At 61.3% G+C, this 13922-nt stretch carries 14 protein-coding genes; 13 read left to right on the plus strand and 1 reads right to left on the minus strand.

Annotation, left to right across the window (positions count from 1 at the left end):
- Nucleotides 1-276 precede the first annotated feature (276 nt).
- From phaR to PMI40_RS08585, 13 genes are all read left to right on the plus strand, one after another.
- On the plus strand, nt 277-831 hold the full coding sequence (gene phaR / locus PMI40_RS08525) for a polyhydroxyalkanoate synthesis repressor PhaR (RefSeq protein WP_008114163.1): 555 nt from the start codon (nt 277-279) through the stop codon (nt 829-831).
- 172 nt (nt 832-1003) lie between these two features.
- Nucleotides 1004-2380: a 30S ribosomal protein S12 methylthiotransferase RimO gene (gene rimO, locus PMI40_RS08530; RefSeq protein ID WP_008114165.1), complete on the plus strand. Its 1377-nt coding sequence runs from the start codon at nt 1004-1006 to the stop codon at nt 2378-2380.
- A complete protein-coding gene (locus PMI40_RS08535; protein WP_008114167.1) occupies nt 2377-2775 on the plus strand; it encodes a hypothetical protein in 399 nt (132 codons plus the stop codon). Before rimO ends, PMI40_RS08535 begins: the two co-directional genes overlap by 4 nt.
- A gap of 51 nt (nt 2776-2826) precedes the next feature.
- Nucleotides 2827-4002 carry a cystathionine beta-lyase gene (locus PMI40_RS08540; protein ID WP_008114169.1) on the plus strand — a complete coding sequence of 392 codons (1176 nt, stop codon included), beginning with the start codon at nt 2827-2829 and terminating at the stop codon, nt 4000-4002.
- 580 nt (nt 4003-4582) lie between these two features.
- Nucleotides 4583-4900 (plus strand): flagellar transcriptional regulator FlhD, encoded by a 318-nt coding sequence (gene flhD / locus PMI40_RS08545; protein ID WP_008114171.1) that lies wholly within the window; start codon nt 4583-4585, stop codon nt 4898-4900.
- Nucleotides 4901-5062: 162 nt separating this feature from the next.
- The gene (gene flhC / locus PMI40_RS08550; protein WP_008114172.1) at nt 5063-5662 is read left to right on the plus strand and encodes a flagellar transcriptional regulator FlhC; all 600 of its coding nucleotides are present in this window, start codon (nt 5063-5065) and stop codon (nt 5660-5662) included.
- A gap of 142 nt (nt 5663-5804) precedes the next feature.
- Complete coding sequence (locus PMI40_RS08555) at nt 5805-6539, plus strand: class I SAM-dependent methyltransferase (RefSeq protein WP_008114174.1); 735 nt, start codon at nt 5805-5807, stop codon at nt 6537-6539.
- Nucleotides 6540-6726: 187 nt separating this feature from the next.
- Nucleotides 6727-7587, plus strand: coding sequence for a flagellar motor stator protein MotA (gene motA, locus PMI40_RS08560; RefSeq protein WP_008114176.1), 861 nt, complete (start codon nt 6727-6729; stop codon nt 7585-7587).
- 57 nt (nt 7588-7644) lie between these two features.
- Complete coding sequence (gene motB / locus PMI40_RS08565; RefSeq protein WP_008114179.1) at nt 7645-8577, plus strand: flagellar motor protein MotB; 933 nt, start codon at nt 7645-7647, stop codon at nt 8575-8577.
- Nucleotides 8578-8611: 34 nt separating this feature from the next.
- Nucleotides 8612-9166 (plus strand): hypothetical protein, encoded by a 555-nt coding sequence (locus PMI40_RS08570; protein ID WP_008114181.1) that lies wholly within the window; start codon nt 8612-8614, stop codon nt 9164-9166.
- Nucleotides 9167-9297: 131 nt separating this feature from the next.
- Nucleotides 9298-9663, plus strand: coding sequence for a response regulator (locus PMI40_RS08575; RefSeq protein WP_008114184.1), 366 nt, complete (start codon nt 9298-9300; stop codon nt 9661-9663).
- Nucleotides 9664-9712: 49 nt separating this feature from the next.
- Nucleotides 9713-11866, plus strand: a complete 2154-nt coding sequence (gene cheA / locus PMI40_RS08580; RefSeq protein ID WP_008114186.1) for a chemotaxis protein CheA — start codon at nt 9713-9715, stop codon at nt 11864-11866.
- A gap of 19 nt (nt 11867-11885) precedes the next feature.
- Entirely contained in the window at nt 11886-12392 is a 507-nt protein-coding gene (locus PMI40_RS08585; protein ID WP_008114188.1) for a chemotaxis protein CheW, read from the plus strand.
- A 228-nt stretch (nt 12393-12620) separates the two neighbouring features.
- Here PMI40_RS08585 and PMI40_RS08590 read toward each other — a convergent pair whose 3' ends face one another.
- A complete protein-coding gene (locus PMI40_RS08590) occupies nt 12621-13865 on the minus strand; it encodes a DUF2863 family protein (protein WP_008114190.1) in 1245 nt (414 codons plus the stop codon).
- Nucleotides 13866-13922: the final 57 nt, after the last annotated feature.

Raw genomic sequence — 13922 nt, forward strand, 5'->3', positions numbered from 1 at the left:
CTGGCTGCCCCCGGCCTTGCCAGCGGCAGCCATTCGTCCTTCTCCACGGGGGCTTGCGCAGCAATATAGGCTTACCCATCGGGGCCCGTTCCCCCTATAATGATCACGCATGTTGCTGCGCAAAAGCGGCGGCCTTGCAGAGTCACGTATTGGAAGCAATAGAGAGGGCAGTCGAGAATGCCCCACACGCCTGCGGGTTGGGAATGCACTGAAGCGGCCCGCATTCGCTGCAAACAATAGCCGGCAACCGGCTAAAAGAGAGAGACTGGACTTCAGATGACCAAAGCAAAAAATTCGGCCGATCGATTGATCAAGAAGTATCCCAACCGCCGTCTTTACGATACCCAGACCAGTTCCTACATCACCTTGACCGACGTCAAGCAGCTAGTGCTGGACAACGAAGAATTCACGGTGGTCGATGCCAAGAACGGCGACGAACTGACCCGCAGCATCCTGTTGCAGATCATCCTCGAGGAAGAATCGCATGGCGCACCGATGTTCTCCAGCGCGGCGCTGTCGCAGATCATTCGCTACTACGGCCACGCGATGCAGGGCATGATGGGGTCCTACCTCGAGAAGAACATCCAGACCTTCATCGACATCCAGAACAAGCTGGCCGAGAATTCCAAGGGCCTGTACGAGGGCAAGCCGTTCAGCCCCGAAATGTGGAGCCAGTTCATGAACGTCCAGGGGCCGATGATGCAGGGCATGATGAGCAACTACATCGAGCAGAGCAAGAACCTGTTCGTGCAGATGCAGGAGCAGATGCAGAGCCAGACCAAGAACATGTTCGGCACCTTCCCGTTCGTCAATCCGCCAGACCAGAAGTAGCGTGTCGTCGGGCCGCTGGCTTGACCGATGCCGTCCGCGTTGCGGGCGGCATTTTGTTTTTTGCCGTGCGTTGCGCTCCGGTGGCGTCGACGGTGGCGGACGCGGTACAATACTGCCCTGATTTTTAAAGCTTTTTTCCGCCTTAGCCAGTTTTTCCAGCCAGCCTCCTATCATGTCCAACGCTTCCTCTCCCGTTTTGCCGTCCAGTCCGAAGGTCGGTTTTGTTTCCCTCGGCTGCCCCAAGGCCCTGGTCGACTCCGAGCAGATCCTGACCCAGCTGCGGGCGGAAGGCTACGACACCGCCAAGTCCTACGACGGCGCCGACCTGGTGATCGTCAATACCTGCGGCTTCATCGATGCCGCAGTGCAAGAGTCGCTGGACGCCATCGGCGAGGCGCTCAACGAGAACGGCAAGGTCATCGTCACCGGCTGCCTGGGTGCCAAGAAGGACGCCGAAGGCGATGACATCATCCAGAAGATCCACCCCAAGGTGCTGGAAGTGACCGGGCCGCATGCCGTGGGCGAGGTCATGCAGGCCGTGCACCGGCACCTGCCCAAGCCGCATGCGCCGTTCATCGACCTGCTGCCGCCGCAAGGCGTCAAGCTCACTCCCAAGCACTTCGCCTACCTGAAGATATCGGAAGGCTGCAATCACCGCTGCAGCTTCTGCATCATTCCCTCCATGCGTGGCGACCTGGTGTCGCGGCCGATCGCCGATGTCATGCTGGAGGCCGAGAACCTGTTCAAGGCGGGCGTGAAGGAATTGCTGGTCATTTCGCAGGACACCAGCGCCTATGGCGTCGACGTCAAGTTCCGCACCGGCTTCTGGGCCGGGCGCCCGATCAAGACCCACATGACGCAACTGGTGGGTGCGCTGGGCGAGCTGGCGGCACAGTACGGTGCCTGGGTGCGCCTGCATTATGTCTATCCTTATCCGCACGTCGACCAGATCATGCCGTTGATGGCGCAAGGCAAGATCCTGCCTTACCTCGACGTGCCCCTGCAGCATGCCCATCCGGATGTGCTCAAGCGCATGAAGCGACCGGCCAACGGCGAAAAGAACATCGAGCGCATCCAGGCCTGGCGCGCGCTGTGCCCTGACCTGACGATCCGCTCCACGTTCATCGCTGGTTTTCCCGGCGAGACCGAGGCCGAGTTCGAGTACCTGCTCGAGTTCCTGAAGGAGGCCGAGATCGACCGGCTGGGTTGCTTCGCCTATTCGCCGGTGGCGGGCGCCACCGCCAACGAGATCGCCAATCCGGTACCGGAGGAGTTGCGCGAGGAAAGGCGTGGCCGCGTCATGCAACTGCAGGAAGACATCTCCAAGAAGCGCCTGCAGGCCAAGGTCGGCAAGACCCTGCGGGTGCTGATCGACGAGGTCGACCGCAATGGCGGGGTCGGGCGCAGCTATGCCGATGCACCCGAGATCGATGGCGTGGTGTATGTCAAGCCGCCGTTCGAACCGCATCGCAAGCTCGAAGTCGGCCAGTTCGTCGAAGTGCGCATCACCGCCGCCGATGCCCACGACCTGTGGGGTGCGGCCGAGTGAGGCGCACCAGGCTGGTGGCGCTCACGTTGGCACTGTTCTCGGCGCTGGCGCGGGCACAGGCCGGCGCGGACGATGCTGCCGGCAACCTGCGGCAAAGCCTGATGGACCGCTCGCAGGTGTTACGGGGCGAACTCGACGGCCAGCGCATCCAGCTCACGATCGGGCCCAAGCACAACGAAGATGGCCTGCAGGGCCGCTACTTCGTCTTCGGCGAGTCCACCGAGATCCTGCTGGCCGGGGAGGTCGAAGGCGATGACCTGGTGATGGAAGAATCCCGCAATGGCCGCGACGTGTCCGGCCAGTGGGAAGGCCACCGCCAGGGCGCCGCGATCGTCGGCACCTGGTCCAGTGCCGATGGCTCGGTGACGCGCCCCTTCTCGTTGCAACTACCCTGAGCGGCCGGTGCGGCCGGCCGCTCTTTTCCAGTCTTTCGTCAGAGGTGTGTCGTGTCCGATCAAGAAAATACTGCGCAGACTTCCCTCGTCCATAGCGCCTATCGTGCGCCGGACGGTTTCGAGGCCTTTCCGGTGGGTATCCATCATGCCTCCACCGTAGTCTTCCCGGATGTGGCCACGATGCGCTCGCGCGACTGGCGCGAAAAACTTGGCTATACCTACGGCCTGCACGGCACCCCCACCAGCTTCGTGCTGGAGGCGCGCCTGGCCGAGATCGAAGGCGGCAACTATTGCCGCGTCACGCCCAGCGGGCTGGCCGCGATCGTGATGATCAACTTTGCCCTGCTCAAGTCCGGCGACGACGTGCTGCTGCCCGATAACGTCTACGGTCCCAGCAAGGACCTGAGTCGCTGGCTGGAGCGCGACTTCAACATCACCGCGCGCTTCTACGATCCGATGATCGGCGCCGGCATCGCCGAGTTGATCACCCCCGCCACCCGCCTGATCTGGACCGAAGCGCCGGGCTCGGTGAGCATGGAAGTGCCCGATATCGGCGCCATCTGCGCTGCCGCACATGCCCGTGGCGTGCTGGTGGCGATCGACAATACCTGGTCGGCCGGGCTGGCCTTGAAGCCCTTCGACCACGGTGTCGACATCGTCATGCAGGCCCTGACCAAATACCAGTCCGGCGGCTCGGACGTCCTGATGGGGGCCGTCATCGTGCGCGACCAGGCACTCAACGAACGACTCGAACTGGCGCACGCACGCCTGGGTTTCGGAGTGGGCATGGACGACGTCTACCTGGTGCTGCGCAGCCTGTCATCGATGCGATTGCGCTTCGATGCCCATGACGCCGCCGCACGCGAGGTGGCGCGCTGGCTCAAGGCACGCCCGGAAATCGCCCGGGTGCTGCACCCGGCGTTCGAGGACTGTCCCGGACACACATTCTGGAAGCGCGATTTCAGCGGGGCAGGGGGGCTGTTCTCGGTCATCTTCGACCCCCAGTTCGATGAGCGCCAGACCGACCTGTTCGTCGACAGCCTGCGCTTGTTCAAGATCGGCTACAGCTGGGGCGGGGCGCACAGCCTGTGCGTACCTTATCGGATGGCCGGCATGCGCGAGGGCTGGCAGCAGGGCGGGCAACTGGTGCGGTTCAACATCGGCCTCGAGTCGCCGCAGGACCTGATCCGCGACATCGAAGCTGCGTTGCATGCGATGCAGGCATAGGCAAGCGCGCCTGGCCGGAAATAGTTGAATGGACGTAATTTCTCCACCTTTTTCGCGCTTTGAAACGCGTACGCCCGTTCTACAATTTGCTTCACGGTGGTCTCGTGGCCCGACGTTGCGCAAACGGCGTGAGGTCTTGTAAAACCACGCAAGTTTGCGCGCAGGGGTTATTCGAAAATCTACAGTGTTGTAATTGTGAATTGTCGAAATATGAACTTTCGTTGATGAGCTAGTCGTCACCAAGCAACATGACTTGGTTCCATCGCCGGAATTTACACATTGTTTTATTGTGTGTCAGGCAAGTTTTTCGACGCGTTTCATGACGGAAATTTTTTCTGTCATCAAAGTGAAATGAAGCTTGAAAGTCTTTCGCTGCCTGCCTCGCATATTTTTCGTGCTGATTTTTTCGACACTATCGTCGTTTTTTGTAAGACAAAATCCTACGTCGCCTATAGGCGGTAAGCTTACGAAAAATACCGACCAAGTCTAATTTCCCGCCTTCCTTGCCCCCCTCAGAATTGGCTTGCAGTCAAGTAAATGTAACTGACTGTAAGCAGCTTTCCTTTGAGGTGGGGTCGATATGAATACCAACGACATGATGGCGGAGATTCGTGACGCCAATCTGAGTTATCTGATGCTGGCGCAGCAGATGATTCGGTCAGACAAGCCAACGGCAATCTTCCGCCTTGGCATCAGCGCCGAAATCGCTGACCTGATCGAGGGCCTGAGCAATGTGCAGATCATGAAACTGGCGGGGACCAACATGATGCTGACACGCTTTCGCTTCGACGATGGTGCCATTCTCGGCATGCTGACCAACTACAACAAGGACAAGAGCCTGGCGCAGTCGCATGCGGCGATCCTGATGGCTTGCCAGCCGGGCGAACAGATTTCGTAAAACAACAAGACAAGAAACACGGCCGACGGTGCGGGGCACCGGCAGTACGGCCAAGGCAGGGGTGACGTTGGGCCAAGCATGTCTTGGAAGTTGATCATCGGTCTCGCATACAGGTGGATTGCGGGATCAACAATCAGTACGAAATTATCGGGGGGTAGTCACATGGCGAAGAAGAGCGTTGTCACAGAGGCGCAGGAAATTCAGTTGGCCATAGAGCTGATCAACCTGGGGGCTCGCCTCCAGTTGCTGGAATCCGAGACTTCGCTGTCGCGCGAGCGCCTGCTGAAGCTTTACAAGGAGCTCAAGGGGGTATCGCCACCGAAGGGCATGCTGCCGTTCTCGACCGACTGGTTCATCACCTGGCAGCCCAATATCCATTCTTCGCTGTTCATCAACGTCCACAAGTACCTGCTCGGCCATGCCCGTATCTCCGGCATCGAGGCCGTGATGAAAGCCTACAAGCTGTATCTGGAGCAAGTCGGCCAGACCGAATCGGGTGAGCCGGTACTGTCACTGACCCGCGCCTGGACCCTGGTGCGTTTCTTCGAGAGCAAGATGCTCACCACCACTCCTTGCTGCAAATGCAACGGTCATTTCGTGGTGCATCGCCTGGACCTGCACCAGGATTACCTGTGCGGCCTGTGCCACATGCCTTCGCGCGCCGGCAAGACCAAGAAGGCCAAGGACGCCATCGGCGTGCCGCTGGCCGAACCTGCCCGGCTCCCGGTAGCGGCCGCGCTGCCGCAGGTGGCACTGGCTTGATCGGCTCGGGACGGGCGATCGATTCCTGCATGACGATCAGTGGCATTGGCGGGGCGGTTGGTTCCAGCATGAGGCGCCCGGCATAGTGACGCCGCTTCCGAACCAGGGGCCGGGGCGCCGGCCGCTCTGGCAGGCGCCCGCCATGCAGGCCCTGCTGCTGTTGGTGCTGGCGCTGGTGGGCGCCAACGTGATCGATATCCTGGCCCGGCGGGCCGGATGGTCCGGTTTTTCCCCGTTCCAGATGGCATTGCTGCACGGCGTGCTGGCCGCGCTGGCCGCGCGCTTGCGTCGCATGGCGCCATGGTGGTGGTTCATCCTGCTGTTGTTTCCGCTGGCGGCCTTCGGTGTGGCCCGCCTGCACCTTCCTTCCTGGCTGTTCTTGGCCGTCTTCCTGTTCATGCTGGTGTTGTTCTGGTCCACCTTCCGCAGCCAGGTGCCGTTCTATCCATCCGGCCTGTCGGCCTGGAATGCCGTGGCGCAGTGCCTGCCGGCCGAGCGGCCGGTGCGCTTCATGGATATCGGCAGCGGCCTGGGTGGGGCGGTGCTGGAATTGTCGCGACGTCGGCCCGACAGTCAATTCACCGGTATCGAGATCGCGCCGCTGCCGTGGGCGGTCAGCCGCGTACGGGCGGCCCTGGCCGGCAATCGCTGCCACTTCGTGCGCGGCGACTACCTGCGGCTCGATTTTGCCGACTACGACGTCATCTTCGCCTACCTGTCGCCGGCGGCCATGCTGGCCCTGTGGCAGAAGGCATCGGCCGAAATGCGTCCCGGGTCGCTGTTATTGAGTTACGAATTCCATATTCCCGGTACCGAGCCCGATATCGTGATGCAGCCCGAGGAGGGCGGGCGGGTGCTGCACGGTTGGTGCATGTGAAGCGACCTGCCGGCCTCGAAAGAGTTCATCATGGCGATACGCAACGTATTAAGTTTTACGGTTTTGCGCCGTAATCGAAAAGGAAGGACGTTTTTCGGATATGTATTCCCCCATTTGCTTGAATGGAATACATGTAATCTGACATTCGTGAAGAAACACTCAACGCCATCTGGACGGGAGTAGGCACTTGTTAGTCATTATTGGATATGTCATTGTCTGTGGCTCCGTCTTCGGCGGTTTTGCCATGGCCGGCGGTCACCTGGGGGCCCTGTGGCAACCGCTCGAAGTGCTGATGATCGGCGGCGCGGGCGCAGGCGCCTTCCTGGTCGGTAACAACAGCAAGGCAATCAAGGCCACGCTGGGTGCGTTGCCGTCGCTGTTCAAGGGCTCGCGCTACACCAAGGGCCTGTACATGGAACTGATGGCGCTGCTGTTCGAGATCCTGACCAAGTCGCGCAAGGAGGGCCTGATGTCGATCGAGGGCGATATCGAGGAACCCGAGAACAGCCCGATCTTCAGCAAGTATCCGGGCGTACTGGCCGACCATCACCTGATCGAATTCATGACCGACTACCTGCGGCTGATGGTATCGGGGAACATGGATGCCTTCCAGATCGAAAACCTGATGGACAACGAAATCGAGACCCACCACCACGAAGGCGAGATCCCGGTGCATTGCATCGCCAAGCTGGGCGATGGCCTGCCGGCGTTCGGTATCGTGGCCGCGGTGATGGGCGTGGTGCACACGATGGAATCGGTGGGTATTCCGCCATCCGAACTGGGCATGCTGATTGCGCACGCGCTGGTCGGTACCTTCCTCGGTATCCTGCTGGCCTACGGTTTCGTGGGGCCGCTGTCGAGCCTGCTCGAGCAGAAGCTGCACGAATCGACCAAGATCTACCAATGCGTCAAGGTGACGCTGCTGGCCAGCCTCAACGGCTATGCACCGGCGCTGTCGATCGAATTCGGCCGCAAGGTCCTGTTCTCGACCGAACGCCCGACCTTCCTCGAGCTGGAAGAACACGTCAAGCAGGCCAAGGGCAAGTAAGCCCGGGCCGGCAGATCGATTCGAACGCAATGACAAGACACCAGCAGGAGTAGAGACATGGCCGACGAAGGGCTACGTCCCATAATCGTAAAACGCATCAAGAAGGGCGGCGGTGGTCACCACGGCGGCGCCTGGAAGATCGCCTATGCCGACTTCGTGACGGCAATGATGGCGTTCTTCCTGTTGATGTGGCTGTTGGGTTCGACCGCCAAGGGCGATCTCAATGGCATCGCCGAATACTTCAAGACCCCGCTCAAGGTGGCCATGGCAGGCGGCTCCGGCAGCGGTGACGCCAATACCGTGCTGCCCGGCGGTGGCAAGGACCTGACCCGCCAGGACGGCCAGTTGCGGCGCGGCGAGAACGATGTCGTCACCCGCAAGCAGACGCTCAAGTCGGCCCAGGAAGAAGTCGAGCGCGCCGAGCGCGTGCGCCTGGAAAACCTCAAGCAGAAGCTCGAGAAGGCGATCGATTCGAACCCGACCTTGAAGCAGTTCAAGAACCAGCTGCTGCTCGATATCACCTCCGAAGGCTTGCGCATCCAGATCGTGGACGAAAAGAATCGACCCATGTTCGCGTTGGCCAGTGCCCAGCTGCAGCCGTACACCAAGGATATCCTGCACGAGATCGGCCGCGCGCTCAATGACGTACCCAACAAGCTGAGCCTGTCCGGGCACACCGATGCCACACCGTACTCGCGGGGCGAGAAAGGCTACAGCAACTGGGAACTGTCGGCCGACCGGGCCAATGCCTCGCGGCGCGAGCTGATCGTCGGCGGCATGGACGAGTCCAAGGTATTGCGGGTGGTGGGTTTGTCGTCGGCGGTGCTGCTCGACAAGGAAGACCCGTTCAATCCGATCAATCGCCGCATCAGCATCATCGTGATGAACAAGAAGGCCGAGGAGCTGGTGGAAAAGGATAGCGGTTCGCTCAATGTTTCCACCGACGCCGAGGTCCAGCAAGGGCTCTCGGTGCCAGCGACGCCGAACTGACGTATGTTTCAATTGACCACAGGAAGTGCCGGGTATGCCGACTAAGACCATGCTGCACGAGCTCAAGCGCTTGTTGCTCGATACGTCGAGCGGCGGTAGCCGCCAGCTTACGGAAGTTGAATCCGATCTGGTCCAGACCAATATCTTGCTGGGCGAGGCCATCGGCAAGCTCGGGTCCAGTTTCATGGACCTGCATCACGCGGTCCAGGCGCAGCAGCAATTGCTGGAATCGGTGATGAACGGCGATGGCCAGCTCGATGCCGCCAGCATCGACAAGCTCAGGCAAATGCAGGGTGCGGTCAACCAGCATGTCAATGCCGCGGTCACCGGGCTGCAGTTCCAGGACATGACCAGCCAGTTGCTGGAGCGCATCGTGCGCCGGGTGATCGGCTTGCGCGAGGCGCTCGGCGTGCTCAGCGCCAACAGCTTCGAGATCGTGCCTGATCTCGAGCACAGCGACGAGCAGCTCGAAGCCTTGCTGACCAATACCGTCACCGCCATGGAAGAGCGACTGGCGGCGCTGGAAAGCGGATTGTGGAAGGCCGTGCGCCAGACCAGGATGGAAAGCGGCGATATCGAGCTGTTTTGATCGCACAGGGAGCCCGGTAGCGCCATGTGGCGCGCGCTGGAGCCAGGTCGACACGGCAAAAAGGGTTTGTGACGATGGTGCGGCATGATCCGCCGCGCCATGTGACGCTAAATGAAGAACAGGGAGTAACAATGTCGAAAACGATTCTCGCAGTAGATGATTCAGGGTCTCTGCGTCAGATGGTGGTATTCAGTCTGAAGGCTGCGGGCTATAACGTCACCGAGGCGGTAGACGGCGTCGATGCGCTTGAAAAGGCCAAATCGCATACCTTCGACCTGGTGCTCACCGACCAGAACATGCCACGCATGGATGGCCTCACGCTGATCCGCTCGCTGCGCGAGCTGACCAGCTACCAGCGCGTGCCCATCCTGATGCTGACCACCGAATTCAGCGACGAAATGAAAGCCAAGGGCAAGGCGGCCGGCGCCAATGGCTGGCTGGTCAAGCCCTTCGACCCGCAGCGCCTGACTGAAGTCGTCAGAAAAGTCATCGGTTGATTTCGAAAAATAAAAGCAGCACGTACCGTATAAGTGACGGAGTCATGGCATGAGCATTGATATGAGCCAGTTTTTCCAGGTGTTTTTCGACGAGGCCGAAGAAGGTCTCGCCGAAATGGAAAAGCTATTGTTGGCCGTCAATGTGGCTGACCCCGACCCCGAGGAACTCAACGCCGTGTTCCGTGCGGCCCATTCGATCAAGGGTGGGTCGTCGACCTTCGGCTTGACCGACATCGCCGAGGTCACCCACGTACTGGAATCGCTGCTGGATCGTATCCGCCAGGGCCAGATGGCGCTGACCAGCGAACACGTCGACGCCTTCCTGGCCGCCAAGGACGTCTTGAAATCGATGCTCGACGGGCACAAGCACGGCGCCGCGGTCGACCTCGACGCCGTGGGCGATGTGCGCATGCTGCTGTTGTCGCTGTCGCAAGGCGCCGGCACGCCCGCGCCGCTGGCCAAGCCCGTGGTGGCGCCGCCGGCAGCGCTGGTCGGTCCGGGCGGCAAGCGCCGCTACCGCATCGAATTGCCGCAAGTGACCGACAAGGACGGCGAGGCGCTGGCCGACGAGCTGGCCATGATGGGCACCATCGACAAGTCGAAGTCGCCCGAGGGGCGCTGGGTGTTCCTGCTCGACACGGCCGAGCCGCTGGACGACGTCATCGCCATCTGCGCCTTCATCGTCGAGGTCGCCGATCTCAAGATCTCGCAGGCGGTCGAGGCGCCCGCCGCCGCCTCCGAAGAAGAGCTGGGGTATGGCTTCTTCGACAACTTCGTCACCCAGGAACAACGCGAGCGCCAGCAGGGCTACGGCTTCCTGGACAACCACACCGCCATCGAGGACCGCGAGCGCAGCCAGGGGTACGGTTTCTTCGCCCCGTTCGTGCCGCTCGATATCTCGGCCCGCAAGGTCGAGCCGGAGCCCGAGCCGCATCCGGACGAAGCGCACTTGTCGATCACCGAGCAGGTCTCGATCGAGAAGAAGGCGGCCAAGGCGGCCGCGGCCGCCGGTCACGAGTCGTCCTCGATCCGTGTCAGCATCGAGAAGGTCGACCAGTTGATCAACCTGGTGGGCGAACTGGTGATCACCCAGGCCATGATCGAGCAGCGGGTCGGCAATCTCGACCCGATGACGCACGAGCACCTGCTCAACAGCGTCAGCCAGCTCAGTCGCAATACCCGTGACCTGCAGGAGTCGGTCATGTCGATCCGGATGATGCCGATGGACTACGTGTTCTCGCGCTTCCCGCGCATGGTGCGCGACCTGGCCTCCAAGCTGGGCAAGAAGGTCGAGTTCGTCACCCATGGCGCCGCCACCGAGCTCGACAAGGGGCTCATCGAACGCATCGTCGATCCGCTCACCCACCTGGTGCGCAACAGCATCGACCACGGCATCGAGCTGCCCGAGACACGAAGCGCGGCCGGCAAGGCCGAAGCGGGGACCTTGTCGCTGTCGGCCGAGCACCAGGGCGGCAACATCATCATCGAGGTCACCGATGACGGCGGTGGCCTCAATCGCGACAAGATCCTGGCCAAGGCCAAGCAGCAGGACATGCCGGTATCGGACAACCTGACCGACGCCGAAGTGTGGCAGTTGATCTTCGAGCCCGGCTTCTCGACCGCCGAGCAGGTGACCGACGTATCGGGCCGCGGGGTCGGCATGGATGTGGTCAAGCGCAACATCCTGGCCATGGGCGGCGCCGTCGATATCCGCTCCAGCAAGGGCTTCGGCACCACCATTTCGATCTCGCTGCCGTTGACGCTGGCGATCCTGGATGGCATGTCGATCCGTATCGGGCAAGAGGTCTATATCTTGCCGCTGGGATATGTAGTTGAATCTTTGCAGCCTTTGACGCAAGATATCAAGGAAATCAGCGGCCAGGGCCAGGTGCTGCGTGTGCGCGGCGAGTACTTGCCGTTGATTCCGCTATATCATCTGTTCAATATCGAACCGTCCTTCACCGATCCGTCCCAGGGACTGGTGGTGATTCTCGAGTCCGATGGCAAGAAGGCGGCGCTGTTCGTTGACGACCTGATCGGTCAGCAACAGATCGTCGTCAAGAATCTCGAATCGAATTATCGCAAGGTGGCCGGTATCTCTGGCGCCACCATTCTCGGTGACGGCGGCGTCGCCCTGATTGTCGATGTGGCAGCGTTGCTGCGTTCCAGCCGCCAAATGACCGATGAATCTGTATTTTCCTGAATTTTAAAGGGCCTCAACCATGTCTGACATTGCTTCCAAGAATCTTTCCGGCTTCGGCGAAAAAGCCGAGGGTAGCGGCAATGAATTCCTCGCCTTCACCTTGGGCAAGGAAGAATACGGGATCGATATCCTGAAGGTGCAGGAAATCCGCGGCTACGAAGCCGTCACCCGCATTGCCAATTCGCCCGAGTTCATCAAGGGCGTGGTCAACCTGCGCGGCATCATCGTGCCGATCGTTGACATGCGTATCAAGTTCCAGTTGGGCGAGCCGACCTACGACCAGTTCACGGTCGTGATCATCCTCAACATCTCCGGCCGCGTGGTCGGCATGGTGGTCGACAGCGTTTCGGACGTGATCACCCTGACCCAGGAGCAGATCAAGCCGGCGCCCGAAATGGGCACCACCTTCGACTCCGACTACCTGATCGGACTGGGCACGCTGGACCAGCGCATGCTGATCCTGGTCGACATCGACAAGCTGATGTCGAGCGCCGAGATGGGCCTGATCGAAAAGCTGGCGGCCTGAAGCACCGCCACACCTGGTCTTGCAGGGCCAGGAGGAGACAAACTGAGGCCGCATGGCGCTGGCGGGGTGTCTCGCCGGCGTGCTGGCAGCACGGCGGGCGTCATGCCCGACCCGGAAAAGAAAAAGGCATCCACCAGTGTTGGTGGATGCCTTTTTTACTGTGGCCCAGGCGTGTCGCCGGCGGGTGTGTGTTGCATCGACACGCCAGCGGCCCCGGCGCCGGCAGGTTCAATGGAAATGCTCGGCCGCTGGTGGTGTGTCCTCGGGCATCTCGGCGTGCACCAGTTCGCCGTCGCGGTCGGGGAACAGCGGCGCGCCGCAGTCGTCGCAGAACTCCATCGTGAAGCGCTCGTCATGGTGCTTGATATGCACGATGCCGCATTCGCGCAAGACCGTCAGCAGTTCCTGCAGCGGGCTGGCGGTGGGGCCATCGATGGCCACGTCCGACACCAGCGCCAGCAACTGCTCTTCGCCGCTTTCTTCTTCATACAGGGGCCATACGGTGCCATACACCACGGTCGGGTCGCCGCCGATGGCAAAGCCGATACGGTATTCGTCGATCTGGCCGTTGATATCTTCCGAGAAGCCACCGATGCTGGCGTGCAGCTCGGCCGATGAAATATCGAGCGTCTGCGTCAGGAAGTAATCGGCGGCGCGGATCGACGCCGGGCGGATCCGCTTGTCGGCGTCGCGGCAGCCGAAATAGTAGGGCTGCGGCAGCAGCAGCTCGACATTGCAACCGGGCAGGCTGCGCGCCAGCACCGGCGTGACCTGCTGCTTCCAGGCCTCGGAAGCGGCCAGCTTGCCGGCGGCGAACTGGTTCTGCTGCTCGCGCTCCTGCCAGTGGAACAGGGCGCCACCCGCAGGCACCGCCACGGCCGCGATGGCGTAGCGGGTGTCGGCCAGGAACGCCACCGCCGGCTGCTGCTCGGGCTTGAGCTGGACCGGTGAATTGGTCAGCGCGGCCAGCCCCATCTGCTGGGTCAGTCCGAATACCTCGGTGTGGTAGCGCGGCAGCTGTTCGATTGCCAGCAGGGCCGGCGCCAGCGCCAGGCGCACGTCGCTGGCCAGCACGTGGGCATGCAGGTGGGCCGCCAGCGCGGCCTGGCTGTCCGCGTTGAGCGGTCCGGAGCCGATCGAGAAGCGGGTCCAGGCCAGGATCGGCAACACCAATAATTGCACATCGTAGTGTTGTTGCTCGAACTCCAGCGTGGTCGATTCGCTACCGGCCTCGACCGCTTCGATCAGCACGTCGTAGGCACCCAGGTCGGCCTTGAACAGGTGGTCCAGGGCGGCATCGATGAGCGGCTGGTTGCCGGCGCGCAATAACTTGAGCAGCAGGGCGTCCAGCGGCTTTTGCCAGGCTTTTTCTTCAAGCCGGCTGGAGGCCTGCGCGATGGCCTGCGCAAAGGTCACGAGGTGCTGGCTATCGGAAGAGAGCTTGGAAGAAGTACGTTTGGCAGGACGACGCATGGAATGGGTTCGCAGCAAGTAAAACCCAGTATTGTAGATGATTTGTGGGTGATTCCG

The sequence above is a fragment of the Herbaspirillum sp. YR522 genome (assembly GCF_000282575.1).
In the GTDB taxonomy this organism is placed as follows: domain Bacteria; phylum Pseudomonadota; class Gammaproteobacteria; order Burkholderiales; family Burkholderiaceae_D; genus Herbaspirillum.